This is a genomic window from Microbacterium sp. NPDC057407 (assembly GCF_042803895.1).
In the GTDB taxonomy this organism is placed as follows: Bacteria; Actinomycetota; Actinomycetes; order Actinomycetales; family Microbacteriaceae; genus Microbacterium.
Genome location: NZ_JBHVCA010000002.1, coordinates 742,327 through 765,499 on the forward strand (window position 1 = coordinate 742,327; position 23,173 = coordinate 765,499).

General features: G+C 69.6%; 21 protein-coding genes and 1 tRNA gene. 10 read left to right on the forward strand and 12 right to left on the reverse strand.

Translation table 11 applies throughout. The features are described from left to right. Window positions 1–21: 21 nt before the first annotated feature. The 4 genes from ACFUTX_RS08470 to ACFUTX_RS08485 form a co-directional block, all read right to left on the reverse strand. Window positions 22–942, reverse strand: coding sequence for a hypothetical protein (locus ACFUTX_RS08470; protein WP_378862654.1), 921 nt, complete (start codon window positions 940–942; stop codon window positions 22–24). Next, the gene (locus ACFUTX_RS08475) at window positions 939–1,865 is read right to left on the reverse strand and encodes a hypothetical protein (protein WP_378862657.1); all 927 of its coding nucleotides are present in this window, start codon (window positions 1,863–1,865) and stop codon (window positions 939–941) included. Before ACFUTX_RS08475 ends, ACFUTX_RS08470 begins: the two co-directional genes overlap by 4 nt. A 109-nt stretch (window positions 1,866–1,974) precedes the next feature. Next, window positions 1,975–3,690, reverse strand: coding sequence for an alpha/beta hydrolase (locus ACFUTX_RS08480; protein ID WP_378862660.1), 1,716 nt, complete (start codon window positions 3,688–3,690; stop codon window positions 1,975–1,977). Beyond that, the gene (locus ACFUTX_RS08485) at window positions 3,681–4,172 is read right to left on the reverse strand and encodes a hypothetical protein (protein ID WP_378862663.1); all 492 of its coding nucleotides are present in this window, start codon (window positions 4,170–4,172) and stop codon (window positions 3,681–3,683) included. The genes ACFUTX_RS08480 and ACFUTX_RS08485 overlap by 10 nt, the downstream gene beginning before the upstream one ends. A 62-nt stretch (window positions 4,173–4,234) precedes the next feature. Between ACFUTX_RS08485 and ACFUTX_RS08490 the strand changes: the two genes are divergently transcribed. Continuing rightward, a tRNA-Leu gene (locus ACFUTX_RS08490) sits at window positions 4,235–4,316 on the forward strand. Between the two features lie 56 nt (window positions 4,317–4,372). Continuing rightward, complete coding sequence (locus tag ACFUTX_RS08495) at window positions 4,373–5,161, forward strand: DedA family protein (protein WP_378862666.1); 789 nt, start codon at window positions 4,373–4,375, stop codon at window positions 5,159–5,161. Between the two features lie 27 nt (window positions 5,162–5,188). On the opposite strand, the gene ACFUTX_RS08500 is transcribed toward ACFUTX_RS08495, so the two are convergent. Beyond that, on the reverse strand, window positions 5,189–6,157 hold the full coding sequence (locus ACFUTX_RS08500) for a Ku protein (RefSeq protein ID WP_378862669.1): 969 nt from the start codon (window positions 6,155–6,157) through the stop codon (window positions 5,189–5,191). 46 nt (window positions 6,158–6,203) lie between these two features. On the opposite strand from ACFUTX_RS08500, the gene ACFUTX_RS08505 reads away from it, so the two are divergent. Continuing rightward, complete coding sequence (locus tag ACFUTX_RS08505) at window positions 6,204–8,714, forward strand: ATP-dependent DNA ligase (protein WP_378862672.1); 2,511 nt, start codon at window positions 6,204–6,206, stop codon at window positions 8,712–8,714. Here ACFUTX_RS08505 and ACFUTX_RS08510 read toward each other — a convergent pair whose 3' ends face one another. The 4 genes from ACFUTX_RS08510 to murI all read right to left on the reverse strand — a co-directional run bounded on the left by ACFUTX_RS08510 (window position 8,715) and on the right by murI (window position 11,960). Further along, a complete protein-coding gene (locus tag ACFUTX_RS08510) occupies window positions 8,715–9,629 on the reverse strand; it encodes a cation diffusion facilitator family transporter (RefSeq protein ID WP_378862675.1) in 915 nt (304 codons plus the stop codon). Between the two features lie 84 nt (window positions 9,630–9,713). Beyond that, the gene (gene rdgB / locus ACFUTX_RS08515; protein WP_378862896.1) at window positions 9,714–10,316 is read right to left on the reverse strand and encodes an RdgB/HAM1 family non-canonical purine NTP pyrophosphatase; all 603 of its coding nucleotides are present in this window, start codon (window positions 10,314–10,316) and stop codon (window positions 9,714–9,716) included. A gap of 8 nt (window positions 10,317–10,324) precedes the next feature. Further along, window positions 10,325–11,086 carry a ribonuclease PH gene (gene rph, locus ACFUTX_RS08520; RefSeq protein ID WP_378862678.1) on the reverse strand — a complete coding sequence of 254 codons (762 nt, stop codon included), beginning with the start codon at window positions 11,084–11,086 and terminating at the stop codon, window positions 10,325–10,327. A gap of 19 nt (window positions 11,087–11,105) precedes the next feature. Next, window positions 11,106–11,960 (reverse strand): glutamate racemase, encoded by an 855-nt coding sequence (gene murI, locus ACFUTX_RS08525; protein WP_378862681.1) that lies wholly within the window; start codon window positions 11,958–11,960, stop codon window positions 11,106–11,108. Window positions 11,961–11,997: 37 nt separating this feature from the next. Between murI and ACFUTX_RS08530 the strand changes: the two genes are divergently transcribed. Then, the gene (locus ACFUTX_RS08530; protein ID WP_378862683.1) at window positions 11,998–13,329 is read left to right on the forward strand and encodes a nicotinate phosphoribosyltransferase; all 1,332 of its coding nucleotides are present in this window, start codon (window positions 11,998–12,000) and stop codon (window positions 13,327–13,329) included. A gap of 7 nt (window positions 13,330–13,336) precedes the next feature. Here the strand turns inward: ACFUTX_RS08530 and ACFUTX_RS08535 are convergent, their stop codons facing one another. The 3 genes from ACFUTX_RS08535 to ACFUTX_RS08545 are packed head-to-tail and all read right to left on the reverse strand — an operon-like array spanning window position 13,337 to window position 16,474. Further along, on the reverse strand, window positions 13,337–13,603 hold the full coding sequence (locus ACFUTX_RS08535; protein ID WP_378862686.1) for a DUF3039 domain-containing protein: 267 nt from the start codon (window positions 13,601–13,603) through the stop codon (window positions 13,337–13,339). A 40-nt stretch (window positions 13,604–13,643) separates the two neighbouring features. After that, on the reverse strand, window positions 13,644–15,212 hold the full coding sequence (locus ACFUTX_RS08540; protein WP_378862689.1) for a hypothetical protein: 1,569 nt from the start codon (window positions 15,210–15,212) through the stop codon (window positions 13,644–13,646). Further along, the gene (locus ACFUTX_RS08545; RefSeq protein ID WP_378862692.1) at window positions 15,188–16,474 is read right to left on the reverse strand and encodes an ABC transporter ATP-binding protein; all 1,287 of its coding nucleotides are present in this window, start codon (window positions 16,472–16,474) and stop codon (window positions 15,188–15,190) included. The genes ACFUTX_RS08540 and ACFUTX_RS08545 overlap by 25 nt, the downstream gene beginning before the upstream one ends. A gap of 196 nt (window positions 16,475–16,670) precedes the next feature. On the opposite strand from ACFUTX_RS08545, the gene ACFUTX_RS08550 reads away from it, so the two are divergent. The 6 genes from ACFUTX_RS08550 to ACFUTX_RS08575 all read left to right on the forward strand — a co-directional run bounded on the left by ACFUTX_RS08550 (window position 16,671) and on the right by ACFUTX_RS08575 (window position 23,157). Further along, window positions 16,671–17,363, forward strand: a complete 693-nt coding sequence (locus ACFUTX_RS08550) for an NTP transferase domain-containing protein (protein ID WP_378862695.1) — start codon at window positions 16,671–16,673, stop codon at window positions 17,361–17,363. A 63-nt stretch (window positions 17,364–17,426) separates the two neighbouring features. Then, window positions 17,427–18,368 carry a hypothetical protein gene (locus ACFUTX_RS08555; protein ID WP_378862698.1) on the forward strand — a complete coding sequence of 314 codons (942 nt, stop codon included), beginning with the start codon at window positions 17,427–17,429 and terminating at the stop codon, window positions 18,366–18,368. Window positions 18,369–18,467: 99 nt separating this feature from the next. Then, the gene (locus ACFUTX_RS08560; RefSeq protein ID WP_378862701.1) at window positions 18,468–20,141 is read left to right on the forward strand and encodes a S8 family serine peptidase; all 1,674 of its coding nucleotides are present in this window, start codon (window positions 18,468–18,470) and stop codon (window positions 20,139–20,141) included. Window positions 20,142–20,176: 35 nt separating this feature from the next. Beyond that, window positions 20,177–21,445: a hypothetical protein gene (locus ACFUTX_RS08565; RefSeq protein ID WP_378862704.1), complete on the forward strand. Its 1,269-nt coding sequence runs from the start codon at window positions 20,177–20,179 to the stop codon at window positions 21,443–21,445. A 21-nt stretch (window positions 21,446–21,466) separates the two neighbouring features. After that, window positions 21,467–21,697, forward strand: coding sequence for a hypothetical protein (locus ACFUTX_RS08570; RefSeq protein ID WP_378862707.1), 231 nt, complete (start codon window positions 21,467–21,469; stop codon window positions 21,695–21,697). An 80-nt stretch (window positions 21,698–21,777) separates the two neighbouring features. Beyond that, window positions 21,778–23,157: a phosphotransferase gene (locus ACFUTX_RS08575; protein WP_378862710.1), complete on the forward strand. Its 1,380-nt coding sequence runs from the start codon at window positions 21,778–21,780 to the stop codon at window positions 23,155–23,157. Window positions 23,158–23,173 lie beyond the last annotated feature (16 nt).

Sequence of the window (23,173 nt, forward strand, 5' to 3'; positions counted from 1 at the left end):
GAAGGGACCGCTCGTGGCCGGTCATCGGTCAACGGTTGCGCCGTCTGCGCACCGCGAGTCCATGGAGATGAAGACATCGCCCTCCCCGACCGACAGGGTGAGCGCGTTGTCGCCGTGCCGATGCGCGATGATGTCAACTGTTGCGCGAATCTCGGGAACCAGTCGCGGGATGACCTCGAAGTCGTCGCCGAGGAGCATCGGCAACTCTTCGAAGTACTTTCCAGCGTCGAAGTCGAACGGCACGTCGTACTCCACGCCTCCTCCAAACCGGACAGGAGCGAACGAGGAGAACGGATCGATGACATCGTCGCATCGGGTCGGAAGAGAGTCGTGCTGCATCGTCTGCACCCGGCGAGGCAGCGTGGCGGCAACCTCCCTCGCCGCCGCCATGGCTTCGCGACGAACCGTGCCATAGTCGGGAAGCGGCGCCTTCGCGACCGTGGGAGGAATGGGCTGAGCGCAGCGCGACATGCCGATGATGTAGACGTAGGGCCCCGAGTCGCTTGTTCCCGCAGTGACCGACAGGTGTGCCCCGCCGTGGGAGTGAGCATTCAGGCTGACCGCGAACACGTTCTCGATCGGCTGTCTGGGCATCACCTCGAAGTCCTCACCGAGCCTGTCGGGCAGTTCTTCGATGAATCTCTCTGGGTCGAACCCCTCGGGCTGCCTCAGATCCAGGTTGCCCGTGTAGAAGATGGGCCGGTCCTCACCGGACGAATCGAGCATGTCGCCGCACACGTACGGGTCGCCTTCTCGCATGAGCTCATCGACCGTGTCAGGCAACTGATCGGCAATCGCACGAATGGCGGCGTTCGTCTCATCCTTCACCCACGCGTACTCGGGAAGCGGAGACTCGACTGCGCACCCCGCGAGCCCGATCATGAGCGAGAGCAGCCCAACCGCGCTGATCCGTGCGAGCGTCGCCGACACATGCAAGGTCATCGGTCGACGGTCGCGCCGTCTGCGCACTGGGAATACATGGAGATGAAGACATCGCCGTACGGCCAGACCGACAGTGTGAGGGCGGCGTCGCCGTGCCGATGCGCGACGATGTCGACTTTCGGCACAATATCGGGCACCAGTCTGGGGATGACGTCAAAGTCATCGCCGAGAAGGGTCGGCAGCTCCTCGAGATACTTCTCGCCGTCGAAGTCGTCGGATACGTCGTATTCCAAGCCCCCCTGGTAGCGGACAGGAGCGAACGCGGAGAACGGGTCGACGACATCGTCGCACTTGGTCGGCAGAGAGTCGTGCCGCATCGTCTGCACCCGACGAGGCAGCGTGGCGGCAACCTCCCGCGCCGCCGCCAAGGCCTCGCGACGAACCGCGTCATAATCCGGAAGAGGCGCCTCCGCCACCGTGGGCGGAATGGGCTGAGCGCAGCGCGACATGCCGATGATGTAGACGTAGGGCCCGGAGTCGCTTGTTCCCGCAGTGACAGACAGGCGTGCGCCGCCATGGGAATGCGCATTCAAGCTGACCGCCAATACGCCCTCGATCGGATGTCTCGGGACCACCTCGAAGTCCTTACCGAGCTTCTCGGGCAGTTCGTCGATGAATCTCTCCGGGTCGAACCCCTCCGGCTGCCTCAGATCCAGGTTGCCCGTGTAGAAGATGGGCCGGTCCTCACCGGAGGAATCGAGCATGTCGCCACACACGTACGGGTCGCCCTCTCGCATCAGCTCATCGACCGTGTCAGGCACATGATCGGCGACCGCACGAATCGCGGCGTTCGTCTCGGCCTTCGCCGTCTCATACGACGGAAGAGCCGCCGTCGCGACACATCCCGTCAGGAGGACGGTCACGCTCGCGAGCACCAAGGTGAGCGCGAGAACGATCTTCGTCTTCACCAGCGGCGTGCTCATCGTTCGCCCTTCCCTGCTGCGCGCAGAACGGATTCGATCTGCTCGAGGACTGTGCGGTTCTCATCCGGGTCGCCGCTGATGATGCGATTGTGATTGTCGAGTCCACTGATCACATCGACAGCGACCGCCCCCGTGGGAGAGATGGGGGCCACCAATGCCGCCCAAGCCGGAGTGCCCGGCAAGCCGCTGTCCAGTCGACGACGCCGTTCTCGACAGTCGGGCTGATCTGGTATCCCCAGTTGCCGACCTGCACCTCGTCGAGGTGCCTGTTGATGTCGTTCGGTGCCTGCATCGCGTAATGCTTGGTTTCGGGGTCGGGCTTCCAGTCGGCAGTCATTCCGATGCCGGCAAGCATGATCCGCGAGTGGAACTTCGCGCCGCGAGTTTCGGCGACGCCGCCGACAGCGGAGCCGAACGAGTGCTCGACGCTGACGACGGGAATCCGTGGGGCAACCGCGTGAAGTTCGGTGGCGAACCGTGCGTACGACGCACCCAGGCGCTCGGCCATGTCGTTGTTCTGCGGGCCGGTGGAGAGCGTTGCGGGATCCAGCTGCGGGAATGCGCCCTGCTTCACCACAAAACCCGCGACCGGCGCGTTGTCGGCCTGCCACTTCGTGAGGGCGGTGATGCCCTGCTTTCCGCCGTTCCGTTGCGCGGGGTCGTAGAAGGACCCCATCGTGGTGTTGGTTCCGGGCATGAACGACACGATGGCTACCGCGGCGTCGGGGTCGCCGAGGATCTCGATGATCTCCCCGCGCTCGGGGCGGTAGAGGTAGAGGTTTACGTCTCCATTGACCACGAGGTCGAGGTAGGCGATCTCCCTCTGGAGGTCTCGTTGCTCAGCATGTCTGGCGATGGACTCCGCATCGGAGAGCTGAGGGTTCACGGGCCGCCCTCCGCCATCGAGCAGCTGCATCCGCCGCCTGAGCTTCACGATTCTCTCGGACGCGAGAGCCCGGTTCGCCCTCGCCCGCGTCATGGCCGGCACTCCGCCGAGCGCACCGACGACGAGCGCCGCTCCCGTGATCAGGGCTTCGCGAGGCGGGGCATCGGGATCGCTCCACCAGCGCGCGACGGCCGCCGGCGCCGGCGGGTGCTCCTCGAGATGCCGAACCCAATCGGGATGCCGGGCCAAGAGATCCGCGATGGCCTCGGCGTCACCGGCAGTGAGCAGCCGCTCCAGCAGGGTGAGCGCGAGAGTGTTCTCGAAATCGCGCTGCTTCGCCCGCCACGACGGCGCCAGCGGGCTGGCGGTCGGCGCGAACCCGGCGAGCCGCACGCCTACGGGGTCTTCGATGGCGCGCAGGTCGCGCGTCGCCTCGTCCATGGCTTGATCGATCAGCAGGCGCAGCCGATCGCGCTCTGAGATCAGGCCGGCGTTCCACGCATACTGCCCCGGCCCCCACGCGATCCCGGAGCCGCCGTCGCCGGCGGCATCCGCCCCCGCGGGCGAAGTCGACTCTCCTCCGACCGACAGGCGGTAGGCCGCGACCGCTCGATGCAGATCGTCGACCTCGTCGCGCAGCGTCCGCAATCGCCGCTCGGCACCACCCAGCGACTCGGCGAGCTGGCCGAGGATGTCCCCGATCCGTCCCGTGGCTGTCCCGAAGTCGGAGGTCGCGGCCTCCACATCCGCCATCCCCGAGAGCAGCTTCGGAGTGTCGGGCGTCTCGAACGCATCCGCCAACCCCTTCCAGCGCTCGCGCATCCGCAGCCCGCGCTCCGCGATGCTCGAACCCGTCTCGCGCATCACTGCCGCCGACTCCATCAACGCATCGACATCCACGCTCACCACCGGCAACGACTCCGCGCGGATCAGTTCCACGTCAGGCTCGATCCGAATCGACCCGGATCGAAGGCGAATGCCTCGGACCCTCGTGCGTTCGCCGCCATCTCTTCGTCCGCCGAGAGACACGCGACCAGCGCCTCTTGAGTGGCGCCGACCAGACCGCCGCACAGCGTGATCGATCCCTGCCCTGAATGTCGCCGATCCTCGGCGACGGACTCCAGCGCTCGGTACACGTCCTGGTCGGCTGCCAGAACGGTCAGTGCGGCGTCGACAGCCCCGAGGGTTGTCGACACCTCCCGCTGCAACCCGTCCAGGTGGCGGGCGATTCGACCGACCGTTGTGGTCGTCTCTGCCAGATCGATCGCGAATCGGTCGGTTCCTGTCGAGAAGGTTGCTCGCAGCATCCGGTTCATGTCGGCCTTTCCGTGACGCCGGTACTCCGGCGGATATGGAAAGGCTACGAAATTCGTTCCGAATGCGAGGAAGGTCTGTGGATAACTTGCCGACCAACGGATCACGCGCCCCAGCGCTGCTCGAGGCCGTCTGCCGGCCGCAGCCGGTCAGTAGACTGAACGCACTCGCGGGAGTGGTGAAATTGGCAGACACGCAGGATTTAGGTTCCTGTGCCTCCGGGCGTGTGGGTTCAAGTCCCACCTTCCGCACGCAGTCGCCGACGCGCTGATCCTCCGCCGACCGCCTCAACGACGGGAATCCGACCTTGCATCACACAGCCCTCATCCCCTGGCTGGACCCGGCCGCGATCATCGAGTGGGCCGGTCCCTGGGCGCTCGTCGTGGTGTGCTTCATCGTCTTCGCCGAGACCGGGCTGCTCGTCGGCTTCCTTCTTCCCGGCGACACGCTCCTGATCATCGCGGGACTTCTCTCGCACCCTCAGGACTACGCCCCGAACGGCGTCTTCGGCCTCAGCGTGTGGTGGGTGGCGCTGTTGATCGGCCTCTCCGCATTCGTCGGCGGCGAAGTCGGCTACTACATCGGCCACAAGGGCGGACCGGCCGTGTTCGAGAAGAAGGAGTCCGGCCTCTTCAGCGTCAAGAACGTCGAACGCACCAACGCCTTCTTCGAGCGGTTCGGCGGACTGACGGTCATCCTCGCCCGCTTCGTTCCCATCGTCCGCACGTTCGCCCCCGTCGCCGCTGGCGTCGGCCACATGAACAAGTGGAAGTACACCCTGTACAACCTGATCGGCGCGGTGATCTGGGGCTTCGGACTCACGATGTTCGGCTACCTGATCGGGTTCATCCCGCCCGTGGCCAGGTTCGTCGAGGACTACATCGACGTCATCCTGCTCGCAGCCGTGGGCGGCACCGCGGTCGTCACGCTGTGGCACTACTTCCGCGAGCGCAGCAAGGCGAAGAAGGCCGCCGCCGCGGGTGAGGACGTCGTCACCGACCACCAGGAAGCCGAAGCGCTCGTCCTCGACGCCGACGTGTTCGACCGCGGTCCCGAGCACCACGAGCACCACGACGGCGAGGCTCCGAGGGCCTGACGCCCGGGGCGGCCGAGAGAACCGCCGTCAGGAAGCCTTCGCGGTCTTCTTCTTCGCCGCCGGCTTCTTCGCGTCGGCCTTCGCCGCCGGCTTCTTGGCCGCCGGCTTCTTCGCCGGTGATCCCGACGAGCCCGACGAGCTCGACGAACCGGACTTCGCCGCGGGGCTCTGGGCTGCGGCATCCGTCCCCGACGCCTTGCCCTCGCGAGCGGCACGCGACCGCTCCACGCTCGCGCGCAGGGCCTCCATCAGATCGATGACCTCGCCGCCCGAGTCCTGCTCCTCCTGGTCGCCGAAGGTCTCGGAGGTGTCGAGCGCATCGCCCTTCTCGAGCTTGGCTTCGATCAGCGTGCGCAGCTCTTCCTGATACTCGTCGGTGAACTCCGACGGGTCGAAGTCGCTGGCGAAGCTCTCCACGAGCGCCGCCGACATCTCCAGCTCCTTCGCCGAGATGCGCACCGACTCGTCGAGCGCGGGGAAGGACGCCTCGCGCACCTCGTCCGCCCACAGCAAGGTCTGCAGCACCAGCACGTCGCCGCGCACGCGCAGCGCCGCGAGCCGGGTCTTCTGACGCAGCGAGAATCGCACGATCGCGGTGCGGTCGGTCTGCTCGAGGGTCTTCCGCAGCAGCACGTAGGCCTTCGGCGACGCGGAGTCGGGCTCGAGGTAGTACGCCTTGTCGAGGGTCAGCAGGTCGACCTGCTCGGTCGGCACGAACTCGACCACGTCGATCTCGCGGCTCTTCTCGGAGGGGAGCGCGGCAAGGTCCTCCTTGGTGAGCACCACCGTCTTGTCGCCGTCGTCGTAGGCCTTGTCGATGTCCTGGTACGGCACGACCTCGCCGTCGATCTCGCACACCCGCTGGTAGCGGATGCGTCCGCCGTCCTTGTTGTGCACCTGATGCAGCGAGACGTCGTGATCCTCGGTCGCCGAGTACACCTTGACCGGAACGTTGACCAGACCGAAGGTCAACGCGCCCTTCCAGATCGCCCTCATCACACCAGTACACACCGGTCACACCCGCCGCGGCTAGCCTTGACACATGTCGGGGGTCGCCAGTGTCGTCAGCATCGGCGGTCGTCGGCTCAAGATCACCAATCTCGAAAAGGTGCTGTATCCCGAAACGGGCACCACCAAAGGCGAGGTGATCGACTACTACACCCGCATCGCCCCGCTGCTCATCCCCCACGTCGTCGGCCGGCCCGTCACCCGCAAGCGCTGGCCCGAAGGGGTCGGAACCGACGCCGATCCCGGCATGGTGTTCTTCGCGAAGGATCTGGAGCCGGGCGCACCGTCCTGGGTGAAGCGGATGCCGATCCCGCACTCGTCGGGCACCAAGAACTATCCGCTCGCCGGCGACATCCCCACGCTCGTCTACCTCGCGCAGGTCGCGAGCCTCGAACTGCACGTGCCGCAGTGGCGTTTCGCCCCGGACGGCAGCCGCGGTTTCGCCGACCGTCTCGTGCTCGACCTCGACCCGGGCCCCGGCGCCGGCCTGGGCGAATGCGCCGTCGTGGCGGGGTGGGCGCGAGGCATCCTCACCGACATGGGGCTCGACCCGTTCCCCGTCACCAGCGGCAGCAAAGGCATTCACCTGTACGCGGCGCTCCCCGAAGGACAGACGCCGGAGAACGCCTCGGCCCTTGCCAAGGAACTCGCGCGAGCCATCGAAGCCGATCACCCCGATCTCGTGGTCAGCAGCATGAAGAAGAGCGAACGCCACGGCAAGGTGCTCATCGACTGGAGCCAGAACAACGGGTCCAAGACCACCATCGCGCCCTACTCGCTTCGCGGTCGCCCGCACCCCACCGTCGCCGCCCCGCGCACCTGGGATGAGCTCGACGACCCCGGACTGCGCCACCTGCTGTTCGACGAGGTGCTCGAACGCATGGACACGATGGGCGACCCGATGTCGCCGCTCGGCTTCCACGCCGGCGGACGCGAGGCCGAGTCCGGTCCCCTGTCGGCGTACATCTCCAAGCGGAGCGCGTCGAAGACACCCGAACCGGTCCCCGAGAACCCGCTCGGCGCCACGCCCCACGGCGACCGGCCGATCTTCGTGATCCAGGAGCACCACGCCAGCCGACTGCACTGGGACTTCCGTCTGGAGCGCGACGGGGTGCTGGTGAGCTGGGCGGTCCCGCGAGGCGTGCCGCACTCGTCGAAGCGCAACAACCTCGCTGTCATGACCGAGGACCACCCGATGGAGTACGCCACGTTCGAGGGCACGATTCCGGCGGGCGAATACGGCGGCGGGACGGTCACGATCTGGGACGACGGCCGCTACGACCTCGAGAAGTGGCGCGACGACGAGATCATCGCCACGCTCGAGGGCAGGCCCGGCGGTCCACTCGGGCGGGTGCGCCTCGCCCTCATCCGCACCGAGGGCGAGGGCGAGAAGTCGTCGTGGCTCCTGCACCGGATGAAGACGGATGCCGCGGGCCACCCGCAACCGGACGGCGTTCCCGTCGAGCCCAGCCCGCAAGCCGACGAGTCGCGACCGCCTCGACAGACTCCACGCAAGGCTCCGCGGGAGGCATCGGCGGCCCCGACGGCCAAGAAGCCTTGGCCGCCGAGCATGGACGAGCTCAAGCCGATGCTGGCCACGATCGCGACGCCGGCGTTTGCGCGACAGGCGGCGGACCGGTGGGGACATCCCGCATGGGTCGAAGGCAAGTGGGACGGCATCCGCGCCGTGGGCGCGTGGGACGGGCACCGCCTGCGCCTCTACGCCCGCAGCGGCAACGACATCACCCACCGCTACCCCGAACTCACCGACGTCGATACCGGCCTGGGTCCCGAACCCGCCATCGTCGACGGCGAGCTCGTCGCCCTCGAGCCCGACGGCCGTCCGAGCTTCCCGCTGCTGCAGACACGCATGAACCTCGAGCGCCCGGGTGACATCGCCCGCGAGGCGCGCAAGACCCCGGTCCGGTACTACCTGTTCGACGTGATCGCCCGAGAGGGAGAGGACCTCGTCGACCGTCCGCTGACCGAACGGCGTTCCGTGCTCGAGGATCTCGCGGCGGGCGCGATCGGAGCGATCTCCGTTCCGCCCGTCTTCGACGACGTCGATGCCGCCCTCGAAGCGAGCGAGCGCCTGCGCCTGGAGGGCGTCGTCGTCAAGGACCCGGCGTCGCCGTACGTCCGCGGTCGGCGGTCGGAGTCCTGGCTGAAGGTGAAGCACACCCGCACGCAGGAAGTCGTGATCGCCGGCATCCGACCGGGCAAGGGCGGCCGCAGCGGCACGTTCGGATCGCTGCTGCTGGGCATCCCCGCCGAAGACGGCCTCCGGTACGCCGGGCGGGTGGGCACGGGGTTCAGCGACAAGACTCTCGCCTCGCTGTTCCGCACTCTCACGCCCCTTCGGACCGATGAGAACCCTTTCGTCGGCATTCCACGCCTCGACGCCCGTGACGCGCTCTGGGTGCGCCCCGAGCTGGTCGGCGAGGTGGAGTACGGCGAGTTCACCCCCGGAGGGATCCTGCGGCATCCTCGCTGGCGCGGACTGCGACCCGACAAGACGCCTTCGGAGGTTCGGCGCGAGGACTGATCAGGCGTGGGCGTCGTGCTCGACGTGCCCGGCCGGCTCCAGCTGGAAGGTCGAGTGCTCGACATCGAAGTGCTGCGAGAGGCAGGACTGAAGCTGGCTCAGGATGCCTCCCGCCCGCCCCTCCCGCATCGCGGCGTCGTCGACGACGACGTGGGCGCTGAAGACCGGCGCGCCTCGCGTCAGCTGCCACACGTGCACGTCGTGCACGTCGACCACCCCCGGTGTCTGGAGGATGTGGTCGCGGATGTCGCGCACCTGGGTCCCGCGCGGCACCGACTCCGACAGCACCGACGCGACCTCGCGCAGCAGGCCGATCGCGCGCGGCACGATCATGGCGGCGATCAGCAGCGAGGCGACCGCGTCGGCCTGCACCCATCCGCTCGCGACGATGACGATGGCGGCGACGATCACCGCCACCGAGCCGAGCAGGTCGCCGAGCACCTCCAGGTAGGCGCCCCGCACGTTCATGCTGCGCCGTTGCGCCGAGCTGAGCAGCCACATCGCGGCGCCGTTGGCCACGAGGCCCACCGTCGCGACGACGAGCATCAGTCCGCCCGCGACCTCGACCTGCGAGGGGTCGAGCAGACGCTGCACGCCCTCGACGGCGATCCACACCGACAGCGCGAGCAGGATCACGCCGTTCGCCAGGGCGCCGAACACCTCGGCCCGCTGGTACCCGAAGGTGCGGCGATCGTTCGCGGGGCGTGAGGCGACGGATGCCGCCACCAACGCGATCACGAGGGCCGCGGCATCCGTGAACATGTGCACCGCATCGGCGAGGAGCGCCAGCGATCCCGAGACGATCGCGCCGACCACCTGTACGACCATGACGGTCGCGGTGATCGCGAGGGAGATCGCCAGGAGGCGCCGGTTGCCGGCACCCCGGATCCCCGCCGCCGGAGCGTGGTCGTGCATGCAGTCAGGCTATGCCCGCCCGCGCCCGCCGGCGCGCCGATCGGCCGAGTCGGGAATGAGTCTGATTCTCAGTCGCTCGGCGGGTCAGAGGTCGGCGAGCAGGGGCGCGAGCTTCTCGAACGCGCGGGCACGGTGCGACGCGGCGTTCTTCTCGTCGGCCGACCACTCCCCGACGGTGCGCTCCTCGCCCGGCTCCTGGCCGTCCGGGATGAAGATCGGGTCGTACCCGAACCCTCCCCCGCCTGACGCCGCCGTCGCGAGCCGGCCCGGCCAGACTCCTTCGACGACCTGCTCACTGGACGCATCGCCGGGCACGACCAGAGCGATCATGGAGACGAACTGCGCGGTGCGGTTCGGGTCGCGGATGTCGGACACCTGGTCGAGGAGCAGATTCAGGTTCGCCGCTGCGTCCTTCGCGTGGCCTGCCCAGTACGCCGAGAAGACGCCCGGAGAGCCGCCGAGCACGTCGACGCAGATCCCTGAATCGTCGGCGACGGCGGGCAGGCCGGTGTGCGCGGCCGCCGCGCGCGCCTTGATCAGCGCATTCTCGGCGAAGGTGACGCCATCCTCGACGGGCTCAGGACCGTCGTAGGCGATGACGTGAAGGTCGGGCCGGGTCGCGGCGACGATCGCCTGGAACTCCTCGACCTTGTGCGGGTTGTGGGTCGCCAGAACGATCTTGCGCAGCACATCGGTCACGACGCCGACCCTTCGCCGGGGGCAGTCGGGGCCAGCGCTGCGAGCTGTCGCTCCCGCAGCGACGCGCATCCGGCCACGCCCAGGTCGAGGAGCGCGTCGAGTTCGCGTTTGTCGAAGGGGGCGCCCTCGGCGGTGCCCTGCACCTCGACGAAGAGGCCCCGACCCGTGACGACGACGTTCATGTCGGTCTCGGCGCGGACGTCCTCGACGTATGCGAGATCGAGCAACGGCTCACCGTCGACGATGCCGACCGAGACCGCCGCCACCGAGTCGCGCAGCACCTCGGACCGCTGACCGATGAACTTCTTCGCGCGGCCCCATTCGACGGCATCCGCCAGCGCCACGTACGCGCCGGTGATCGCCGCGGTCCGGGTGCCACCGTCGGCCTGCAGCACGTCGCAGTCGATGACGATCGTGTTCTCACCCAGCGCCTTGGTGTCGACGACCGCGCGCAGCGCACGGCCGATCAGGCGCGAGATCTCGTGCGTGCGCCCGCCGATGCGGCCCTTGACGCTCTCGCGGTCGTTGCGGCTGTTGGTCGCGCGCGGCAGCATCGCGTACTCGGCGGTCACCCATCCCTTGCCCTTGCCGGTCAGCCACCGCGGCACGCCGTTCGTGAATGACGCCGTGCACAGCACCTTCGTGCCGCCGAACGAGATCAGGGCCGAGCCCTCGGCGTTGCTGCTCCAGCCCCGCTCGATCGTGATGGGACGCAGCTCGTCGGCAGCACGGCCATCGGCCCGGGTCAACTCGGTCATCATTCTCCTCTGACGGTGATCACAGCACGGGGCGTGCGGGCAGGTCGATCGCGCCGGTCTGGACGAGCTGCACCTCGCGCACCTCGCGACCCATCAGCCGGTGCGCGAGCGACAGGAACTCGTCGGCCGACGCACCGGTGGCCTCGTAGACGTGGGTGGGCGAGGCATCCGGACCCGCGAGCAGATCGCGGGAGACCAGCTGACGGTAGACGTCCTTCGCCGTCTCGGTGTCGCTCGACACCAATGACACCTCCGGCCCCATGACGTAGCTGATCGCCCCCTCGAGGAACGGATAGTGCGTGCAGCCGAGCACCAGCGTGTCGACGCCGGCGTGGCGCAGCGGCGCCAGGTACTCCTCGGCGACCGCGAGCACCTCCGGCGAATCCGTGACGCCGGCCTCGACGAACTCCACGAAACGGGGGCAGGCCTGCGCGAAGACCGTCAGCCGCTCGTTCACCTCGAGCATGTCCTGATACGCGCCGGACGAGATGGTGCCGGCGGTGCCGATGACGCCGATGCGGCCGTTGCGCGTGGTCGACATTGCCGTGCGCACGGCCGGTCCGATGACCTCGACCACGGGAACGTCGTAGCGCTCACGGGCATCGCGGAGCATCGCCGCCGAGGCCGTGTTGCACGCGATCACCAGCATCTTCACGCCCTGCTCGACGAGGCTGTCGAGGATCTCGAGCGAGTACCGCCGCACATCGGCGATCGGCTTCGGTCCATAGGGCGAACGGGCGGTGTCGCCGATGTAGAGGATCGATTCCCGGGGCAGCTGGGCCGACACGGCCCGCGCGACCGTGAGGCCGCCGACGCCCGAATCGAAGATCCCGATGGGCAGGTCGGCACGCGGCGAGGCCTGACGGAGAGTCACGGTCGTCCAGCCTACGCCAGCCTCTAGGCTGGCCCGCATGAGCGCTTCTCGGAGCACCGCCCTGCACACCGACCGATACGAGCTCACCATGCTCGACGCCGCGCTCCGAGACGGCACCGCCCAGAGACGGTGCGTGTTCGAACTGTTCAGCCGGAGGCTGTCGGCCGGTCGCCGCTTCGGCGTGGTCGCGGGAACGGGTCGACTGCTGAGCCTCATCCGCGACTTCCGGTTCGGCGATGACGAGCTGCGCTGGCTGCGCGACGAACGGGTGGTGGATGCCGCGACCCTCGACTTCCTCGCCGACTACCGCTTCACCGGCACGATCACCGGCTACCGCGAAGGGGAGCTCTACTTCCCCGGATCACCGATCCTCACGGTCGAGGGCACGTTCGCCGAGGCCGTCGTCCTCGAGACCCTCGCCCTCAGCGTGCTCAACCACGACTCGGCCGTCGCCACCGCCGCGGCACGCATGAGCGTCGCCGCCGGCGACCGCCCACTCGCCGAGATGGGCTCGCGGCGAGCCGGGGAATCGTCGGCGATCGCCGCGGCCCGGGCCGCCTACATCGCGGGATTCGGCGCGACCTCGAACCTGGAGGCCGGCCGACGGTGGGGCATCCCCACCATGGGCACCGCGGCTCACGCGTGGACGCTGCTGCACGACACCGAGGAAGCCGCGTTCCGGGCGCAGATCGAGGCGCTCGGCGTCCAGACGACGCTGCTCGTCGACACCTACGACATCCGAGAGGGGGTCGCCACCGCCGTGCGCGTCGCCGGCACCGAGCTGGGGGGCGTGCGCATCGACTCCGGCGACCTGCCGCTGGTGGCCGCCGAAGTCCGCGCCCAGCTGGACGAGCTCGGCGCGACCGGAACGCCGATCACGGTGACCAGCGACCTCGACGAGTACGCCATCGCCGCCCTGGCGGCCTCCCCCGTCGACGCCTACGGTGTCGGCACGTCCGTCGTCACGGGATCCGGGACACCCACGGCGGGGATGGTCTACAAGCTGGTCGCGCGGCAGGACGCGGACGGCGGGTGGGTATCGGTGGCCAAAGCCTCCACCGACAAAGGGTCGAAAGGCGGCCGAAAAGCCGCCTTCCGCACGCTCGACCGCGGGACCGCCACCAGTGAGCTGATCGTCGTGTCGGACGGATTCGAGGAGATCGCCACCGCGGCATCCCATCCCGAGGCCCGCCCGCTGCAGGTGCCCCTCGTCATCGACGGCGAAGCCGACACCGGCTACGAGGGGGTCGCAGGGGTCGAGGCGGCACGCGATCACCACGCCTTCGCGCGGGAGGAGCTGCCGGTGCGCGGCCTGGCGCTGAGCAAGTCCGATCCCGCCATCCCGACGGTCTACACCGACGCCGGGTGACGCGAGGTCAGCCGCCGAGCGACTCGTAAATCTCTTTGCACGTGGGGCAGACGGGGAACTTCTCGGGATCGCGACCGGGCGTCCACTTCTTGCCGCACAGCGCCCGCACCGGCTTGCCCGTGAGAGCCGACTCGAGGATCTTGTCCTTCTTCACGTAGTGGGAGAAGCGCTCGTGGTCGCCGGGCTCGACGTTCTCTTCGCGGATGAGCTCTTCGAGCTCTCGGTCAAGGGTGGCCAGACCGCCCTGGTCCGGGCCTTCGAGAGGGGTGCTCATGGTCTGCCAGTGTACCCGGGCACCGGCCGCAGGGGCCGGGTCACGTGGACTCCGCGAACTCCATGAGGCGACCCCCGCGGCGCGAGAAGAGGACCGACCCGGCGGCGAGGCCGATGAGCAGCACACCCAGCCCCGCGGCCATCCCCGCCCACAGTGCAGGGATCGCCGCGTCGACGTCGCGCGTCAGAGCGATCCAGCCGTACCACAGCGCAGGAGCGCTCGCGAGGACCGCGCCGAGCATCACGAGTCCCTGGGAGAGCGCTCCTGTCGAGGTGGTGCGCTCGGGCTGCTGGAAGGGACTCTCGCCCGGACGCGAGACGGGGTAAGGAGCCACGACCGACGACACGCTCGACAAGCCCAGACCCGCGAAGAACAGTGCGGCGCAGACGCCCACCATGGCGGGCAGCAGCGCCCACCTGCCGTGGATCGAGATCGCGACCGGCACGGCCACCGCCAGCAGCGGGATGCCGACGAGGAGGACCGGAACCAGGCGCCCCATTCGGTCCGACACGCCCCGCATGCCGCTCGCGATATGCATCCACACGGCGGTGGAGTCGTACGCGAGGTCGTTGTGGGGCAGCCATCCCAGCAGCAGCGCCGCGAACGGAACCGGCACGAGGATCGCCAGCTCGAGCGGAACGCCGGCGACGACGAGGGGCACCACGGTGATCGCGGCAGCGACCGGGATCACCAGGACGTTCACGATGTACCGCCGATCGCGGAACCAGTACACGAGGCTGCGGGCGGCCACCGCTCCCCCGGCTGTACCCGGCGCGACGGCGAACCAGCCGAGCCCGCCGCACTCGCGCACCGAGGCGGGCCGCTCCGTCGTGGTGAGCAATCGCTTCACCAGCCAGGCCCACAGCAGTGCGAGGACGGCGAGGGTGGCGAGCGCAACGAGCAGCGACGCCCACGCCTGGTCGTCGCCCGCTGCGAAGAGGCCCGGGAACGCCCAGGCGGCGCCGATCGGCGTGAGCGCGAGCGCCGCGACAGCTTCGGACAGCTGCGTGGGCACCGCGCCGTCCCACTCGAGGGAGGCCAGGAAGACGCCGACTGGGACCACGACCACGAGAACCGCCAGGAGGAACAGTCCCGACAGCTCGCGCGAGCGCCGCTCGCTCAGGAACAGGGATGCCACGGCCATGCACACGCGCGCCAGCAGCGTGCACGTCACGACGCCGACGACCACGCTCGTCGCAGCCGCGGGCCAGGGCACGCCGTGCTCGCCCCACACGATGGCGTCGGTCACAGCGAGCGCCAGAAGCGCGAGGATCGGCACGCTGATCAGTCCCGCCACGGCCAGCACGGCGGTGAGAGGCCCGCGGGGAAGGCCGACGAGGGCGAAGCGACGAGGATCGAGCGGATCGTCCGCCGCGCCGATCAGCGGAGCGAGCGCGAACCCGAGGGTCACGGCCGACCCGCCCAACACCGTCACCGCGAGCACCACCTCGGTGTCGGCATCCGCCATGCTCGACAGCGCCCAGCAGCCGGCCGCCGTCGCCGCGGCGAGCGCGAGCAGACCGAGTGCCACGCGCACCAGGTGGCGGACGTCGCCGCGCAGGGCGCCGAAGAGCAGCGCGATCCTCAATCGGAGAACGTGTGCAGCCACTCCAGCCCCTCCACGTCGCTGAGGCCGCCCGCGAGCTCGACGAAGCGCTGCTCGAGGCTGAGCTCGCCGCGGACCTCGTCGATGGTGCCCTCGGCGAGCACCTGACCGGCGACGATCACGGCCACCCGCGAGCAGACCCGCTCGACGAGCTCCATGCCGTGGCTGGAGAGGATCACGGTTCCGCCGTGAGCGACATACGTGGACAGGATGTCGAGGATGATCGCGCTCGACACGGGGTCGACCGCCTCGAACGGCTCGTCCAAGACGAGCAGTCGCGGCGAATGGATCAGCGCGCCGGCGAGCATGACCTTCTTCACCATGCCGGCCGAGTAGTCCGAGACGGCGCGGCCCAGCGCGTCGGTCAGATCGAACGCGCGGGCGAGGTCGGCGGTGCGGCTCTCGACGACGGCCGGCGCGAGTCCTCGGAGCACGCCGTAGTAGTAGAGGAGCTGCCGACCCGTCAGCCGGTCGAACGTGCGCAGTCGGTCGGGCAGCACGCCCATGAGCCGCTTGGCGGCGACGGGCTCGGATGCCGCGTCCACGCCGCCGACGCTGATCGAGCCGCGATCGGGCACGAGGAGGCCCGCGATCATGGACAGCGTCGTCGTCTTTCCGGCGCCGTTGGGACCCACCAGTCCGTAGAACGTCCCCGCGGGCACGGTGAGGTCGATGCCGTCGACCGCGTGCGTGTCACCGAAGCGCTTGGACACGCCCCGCATGACCAGCACGTCGCCAGCGGCGGCCGGAGCCGGAAGAGCGTCGGTGACGGCCGCGGTTTCGGGCGCGTCTTCGGTCACGGTCTCGAGTGCGAGGGCTTTCTCGGCGGTCTCCTCGGCCGGAGCGGGCGCGGCAGGCGGCTCCTCGGGAAGCGGCGGCTTCGGAGGGATCACGAGGTCCGGGACGGGAACCTCGACCGGGTCGGGGGCGACCGGCGCCTCCAGATCGACCGGAAGCGGCGGTGGCGGACCGGGGTCCGGCGCCGGTGCCTCGGGTGCCGCCGAGGGCACGGGCCGCTGCGACGGTGCTTTCGGCTTGGCGCCCTGCCCGGCCGGTCGCTTCTTCGCCGGGGTCTTGGTCGCGGAATCACGAGACGCCGCCGAGGCGGCTGCGGACGTGGCGGGCTTCTTCGCCGGTGCCTTGCGGGGCGGGCGCGGCTTGGGGGCCGGAGCCTTCGGGCTCGACGGCAAGGGAACGACAGCGCCGCTCTCGTGACGGTCCGACTCGTCCGGATCGTCGTCAGGGAGCGGGAGAGAGGCTGTCACCGATCAAACGTATCAAGCGCTCCGCAAGACGGCGCTATGCGTGTCGCGGGTTGACGCTCCGCGCGCATTGTCACGAATCGACAACGGCAGCCCATCATTCTGCACGTTCTCAGGTGCCATCGCTACCATGGACGGGGCACGAAGGGGTGTCGAGTCGGTGAACCGACAGTGAATCCGCACTATCAGGAGCAGACCTTTGACCCTTCAGACCGTCATTCTCGCAGCCGGCATGGGCTCGCGGCTGGGGCGAAGCCTGCCCAAGCCGCTGACCGAGCTCAGCGACGGCCGCAGCATCATGCAGCAGCAGCACGACAACATCCGTGCCGCGTTCGGCGCCGAGGCGAAGATCACCACGGTGGTCGGCTATCGCGCAGAGACGATCGTCGAGGCTTTCCCCGCCGTCGACTACGTGTACAACGATCGCTACGACCAGACCAACACGTCCAAGAGCCTTCTGCGCGCTCTCGCCAAGACCGGAAAGGGCGGCGTTCTCTGGATGAACGGAGACGTCGTCTTCGATCCCCGCGTCCTCGGGCGGGCGATCGAGCTCATTCAGCGCGACCAGTCGTTCGTCACCGTGAACACGTCCAAGGTGAGCGACGAAGAAGTCAAGTACACGGTCGACGATCAGGGACACATCAAGGAGCTGTCGAAGGTCGTCACGGGCGGCATCGGCGAGGCCGTCGGCATCAACTACATCTCCAGCCGCGACAAGAAGGCCTTCATGCGCCAACTCACGCGGGTCGACGACCAGGACTACTTCGAGCGCGGACTGGAGCTGGCGATCATGGAGGACGGCATCCGCCTCGCTCCGCTCGATATCTCCGACCTGTACGCGGTCGAGGTCGACTTCGCCGAGGACCTGGAGCGCGCCAACCTCTTCGTCTGAACCCTCGGCACCGCGCTGTCAATCCCGAGCGCGCGTTCAGGCGCGGACGCTTAGGATCGGCCGATGGCCGACAAGGTGCAACGCATCCACTCCCTGCCGACCGATTCGCCGTGGCAGGGCGGACTTCCGCCTGCGGGCTCCGACGAGCACCCGCGGTCGATCCGCGCGCTCGACCGGGTGCTCGCGATCCAGCGGCCGGTCGTGCTCGCTCATCTGCGAAGCATCCGGCTGCGTCATCCGGATGCCTCGACCGACGAGATCGTGCGGATCCTCGAGCGCCGCTATCTGGCCGCCGTGACCACCGGTGGCGCCGCCGTCGGCGCGACCGCCGTCGTGCCCGGCATCGGAACGGGCGTCACGCTCGCTCTCAGTGGTGTCGAGACGGTCGCGTTCCTCGAGGCCACGGCGCTGTTCGCCCAGTCCGTCTCGGAAGTGCACGGGATGCCGGTCGCCGACCCCGACCGCGCGCGAGCGCTGGTCCTCACCCACATGCTCGGCAAGGAGGGCGTCGACCTGGTCGCACAGCTCGCCGGCCAGGCGATGGGGCGCGGCCCGACCCGTGACCGCTACTGGGGCGAGCTGGTGACGAAGACCATCCCCCGTGCGGCGATGGGACCGATCGTCGACCGCCTCAAGACCACCTTCATCCACCAGTTCGCGGCCCGTGGCGGCGCCTCGTGGATCGGCAAGGCCCTGCCCTTCGGCATCGGGGCTGCGATCGGCGGCGCGGGCAACAACATCCTCGGACGCCGAGTCCTCGTCACCTCCCGACGCGCTTTCGGACTGCCCCCGGCCGCGCTCCCGCCCGAGCTGGAGCCGAGGGCGGGCGCCACGACGATGGAGCGGGCCGCGACGCGCGGCATCCGTCAGGCCGGCGGAGCGCTCGTCAGCGGCGTGGCGCGGGGCGCGTCCGCCATCGGCTCGAGAGCGCAGCGTCTCCGCCCGCGCTCCCGCCGCCAGGTCGAAGCCGGCCCCGTCGATCCCGACGCCGCCGCGGGGACCTGATCTCTCCGACCTGGTATCACGGATGCGCGCGCCGCCCTCGATCTGGTGACGCACCCGGCGTGGGAGTACCCTCGCGGGCGGAAGAGAGGGCGAGGGACGATGGCGTCCAGCGAAGACCGTCAGCACCTGCCGAAAGAGTTCCGCGCCGTCGAGCCGGAGGCGGACCTCTCGCCCGAGCCCGCCCGGCCGATGCCGAGGGGCGAGAAACCGCCGACTGAGCCTTCGCGCGAAGAGGCTCCGGAGCCTGCGACCCGGCCGCCGACCACGCCGGCGTTCTCGCTGCCGGACATGCCGTCGACGGTGTCGCTCGTGACCGACTCCGTCATCACCCGTCCGCTGGCCGAGCGCATGGCGTCCGCCGGCGAGGACGACCCCATCGGCGTCGTCATCGAGCTGCGGACGGACAGCGGCGTGCCGATCGAGCAGGCGGTCGCGGAGCTCCTCGCACTGGTGCGGATCGCCGCGGAAGGGCGCGACGCGGCGGCGTGGCACACCTCGAGCTACGTCATGGCCGCGCTGACGGCGCCCGAGATCCACGCGCTCGTTCGCCTGGACGCGGGCAAAGGCTCGTCCCCTCGTTCCAACCGGCAGGAGGCGAAGACGGCTCCGCGCAGCTTCATCAATCGGGTGTGGCCCAATTTCGAGGTGCGGGCGACCATACATCGCTCGGTGATCACGACGAAATCCGACGCGGCGGTGCGATCGTTCGATGCGACCGGCGACGGGATCGTCTGGGCCGTCCTCGATACCGGCATCGACGCCGCACACGCTCACTTCGGCACGTACGGCACCCTCGATCTCCCCGATGCCCTCCGGCCGAAGAGCTTCGTGCCCGGCACCGACGACGGCGATGCCCTCAAGGACCCCAACGGCCACGGCACCCACGTCGCCGGCATCATCGCCGGCGGGCAGGTGGCGCGGCCGCGCGGGAAGCGCATCGCAGCCGCGACCTGGTATCGCACGGCGGACGGGGTGACGGGTGTCGAACGGGTGGCCCTCGACCACATCAGCGGCATGGCGCCGCAGGCCAAGATCCTCCCGATCAAGGTGCTTCGCGACGACCGCACCGGCGACCTCGCGTCCCTGCTGGAGGCTCTCGAGTACATCCAGGACCTGAACCGGGGCGGGCGGGATCTGAACGTCCATGGCGTCAACCTCTCGCTGGGGTATCCGTTCGACCCGTCCTGGTTCGCCACCGGCCTCTCCCCCGTCTGCCGCGAGGTCGACCGGCTGGTGGCCAACGGCGTGTGCGTCGTGGTCTCGGCCGGCAACACCGGGTACGGGGCGGCCCGCGACACCGCGGGGCGCGAGATGCGGCTGGGCTTCGGCATGACCATCAACGACCCGGGCAACGCGGCCCGCGCGATCACGGTGGGCTCGACCTCGCTCAAGCCCTACTCGACGGGCGTCTCGTACTTCTCGTCGAAGGGACCCACCGGCGACGGACGCCTCAAGCCCGACCTGGTGGCGCCCGGTGAGCGTGTCGTCAGCGCGGGCGCGGGCGAGCTGCTGACGAAGGCACGCGCCACGGTGCGTCTGAAGCCCGGGGAGAAGGCATCCGACATCACCTATGTAGAGGACTCGGGAACATCGATGGCCGCGCCCCACGTGTCGGGCGTGGCGGCCGCGTTCCTCTCGGTGCATCGCGAGTTCATCGGGAAGCCGGATGACGTGAAGCGTGTGCTGACCGAGACCGCGAGCGACCTCGGCCGCGAGCGGACGTTCCAGGGTCACGGCCTGGTCGACGCGATGCGCGCGATCCAGAGCGTCTGAGCGGCGACGCACAGCGGAGAGAAGGGACGCCGACGATGAAACTGCCCTATGCGGACGTTCGATTCGACAAGAAGGGAGCTCTCCGCGATCCCAGCGAGCTGGACGTCGTCGCCGAGCTCCTCCAGCAGAAGCATCCGACCGACATCTTCGTCGTCTCGCACGGCTGGAACAGCACCGAGGGTCAAGCTCGCGCCCTCTACGAGCGGCTGATCGGCTCGCTCGTCGCCGTGAGATCGAGGGTCCCGGGCGCCCAGGAGAGACGGCTGGCTGTCGTGGGGGTGCTGTGGCGCTCCATCCAGTGGGCGCCCGACGAGAACTCGGGCGCCGGCGCCGGGATCGCGGACGAACTGGCCGCGCTCGAGGCGGAGATCGCGCAACGCATCGACGATCCCGCGGTTCGCACGCAGCTGCTGGCCCTCGCGCCGCGCCTCGAGGCCTCGTCGGAGGCGCAGGAGGAGTTCGTCGACCTGTTGCGGAAGACCCTGCCCCGCACGTCGAAGGGCGAGGACGAAGCGGGCTTCGACGCCCTCCGCAACGCGCCGCCCGGGGAGGTGATCGAGGCGGCGAAAGTGACGGGCGAAGCCGATGCCGCCCCCGCGGCCGTCGGCGGCGCGGCATCGATCGACCCGGCCGGTCTCGGCCCGCTGGGCGCGGAGGGCGGAGGTGCGGGATTCCTCGACAGCGTGCTCGGTGCCGCGCGCAACCTCGTCAACGTCTCCACGTACTACACGATGAAGGAGCGCGCTGGAGTCGTGGGCCGCAAGGGCATCGGGCCCCTGCTCGACCGCATCCACCGAGAGGCGCCGGATGCCCGCCTGCACCTCGTCGGGCACTCGTTCGGCGGGAGGGCGGTCACCGCCGCCGCTCTCGCGACCGAAGCGCCCGTCTCCTCGCTGTCGCTGCTGCAGGCGGCGTACAGCCACTTCGGCATGGCGGAGGACTGGGACGGAGCGGGCCGTCGCGGCGTCTTCGCGGGTGTTCCGTCCAAGGTGTCCGGCCCGATCATCACACACACCCGCAACGACAAGGCCGTCGGGATGGCGTACCCGATCGCGTCGCGCCTCGCCCGTCAGATCGGCGTAGCCCTCGGCGACGAGAACGACCCCTATGGCGGGATCGGGCGCAACGGTGCGCTCAAGACACGCGGCGGGGTGGCCGCGACCCTGCTGGACGTCGGCGACACGTACGCGTTCTCGTCACACGGCGTCTGGTCGCTCAACGCCGACGCCTTCATCAGCGGGCACTCCGACGTCACGGGCCGGCAGGTCGCGTACGCCGTGCTGTCGGCGGCCGCGTCCGGCTGACCGGCGTCGCACAATGGAGGCATGGGACTCTTCACGCAACGACCTCAGCACAACGAGGAGTGGGCCGGTCTCCCCTCCGAGCCGCTGGACCCCGAGTCGCCGGTCGAACGTCTGACGGGGTCGCCCCCCGCACCTGGATTGCTGGGAGCCGACAGCGGAATGGCTTCCATCGCCATCCCGCTGCCGACGGCGCAGCCCGAGACCCCGGCGGACGACCCCCGCGGCGCCGGCGGCGGAGGCGAGCGCGACTGACCGCATCCGTTCCAGCCGAGACCTGCAAGCGCTTGCTGCCCACCTCGACACGCCGGGCAGGGCAGGAATAATCTCTGTCCATGGACAGCACGCTGGCGTGTCTGGCGGCGTGGATGCCCCGCCAGAGGTGGTACGCCGCGAAAGGACGGCCGCCGAGCCTGCGCCTCGTGTCGTGGTGGGATCTGCCCGCGCCCGATGCGGACGACGCGGACGCGCGTATCCGCACCTACCTGGTCGCCGATGAAGGCGCCTTCCCCGCCGTGCTGTACCAGATCCCGGTGGTGGCGCGGGCGACCGAGACCGTCGACGGGCCGCCCGACCACGTGATCGGCAGCCCCGAGCCGGGAACGACCTTCATCGACGGCCCGTACGATCCCGCGTACGCGGGGGCGCTCCTGCGGCTCGTCACCTCCGGCGGCCGCGGCAAGGGACCGCGCGCGGTCGCGGTCGGGCACCCCGCGCCCGACGCCCCCGGCGACGATCCTCGCTCGGCGACCGTCATGCGGGGCGAGCAGTCGAACACGTCCCTGGTCTACCGGTCGAACGGGATGCCGATCATCTGCAAGGTCTACCGGCAGCTCCACGCCGGCCTGAACCCCGACATCGAACTGCCGACGGCGCTGGCCGAGGCGGGGTCGGTGCATGTTCCCCGGGCCGTGGGCTGGGTCGAGGGCAGCTGGCCCGACCCCGCCACGGCACAGGGCACCGTGACGGGCTCGCTCGCCTGCGCCCAGGAGTTCCTGCCCGACGTGGAGGATGCGTGGCGGGTGGCGCTGCGGGCGGCCGCGAGCGGCGAGGACTTCCGGGCGGCGGCGCGGGCTCTGGGCGCGGCGACGGCGGAGGTGCACGTGTCGCTCGCCGAACTGTTCCCGACGCGTGCCACCTCCCCCGCCGACCGCGACGCGACGGCGCAGTCGTGGCGGAGGCGGCTGGCGATCGCGATAGCCGAGGTCCCGGAGATCGCCCGGCAGCGGGAGGCGATCGAAGCCGTCTACCGTCGGGCCACGACCGCCGTCTGGCCCGACCACCAGCGGATCCACGGCGACTACCACCTCGGCCAGGTCCTGCACGTGCCCGGACGCGGCTGGGTGCTGCTCGACTTCGAAGGCGAGCCGTTGCGCCCGATGTCCGAGCGCACGCACGCCGATCTCGCCCTGCGCGACGTCGCCGGAATGCTGAGGTCCTTCGACTACGTCGCCGGATCCCTTCGGCTCGACCACCCCGACCGGTCGGCGGAGACGGCGCGGGAGTGGGCCCGCTCCGCTCGCGCGGCGTTCCTCGAGGGCTATGCGATGGCGTCCGGCGCCGACCTGGGGGCGGATTCCTCGCTCCTGGCGGCCCTCGAGCTCGACAAGGCCGTGTACGAGGCGATCTACGAGACCCGGAACCGCCCCACGTGGGTCACCATCCCGCTGCGGGCGATCGAGCGCCTGGTGGAGCGACCGGCGCCCGTGGGATGACCGATAAGGCGACGCC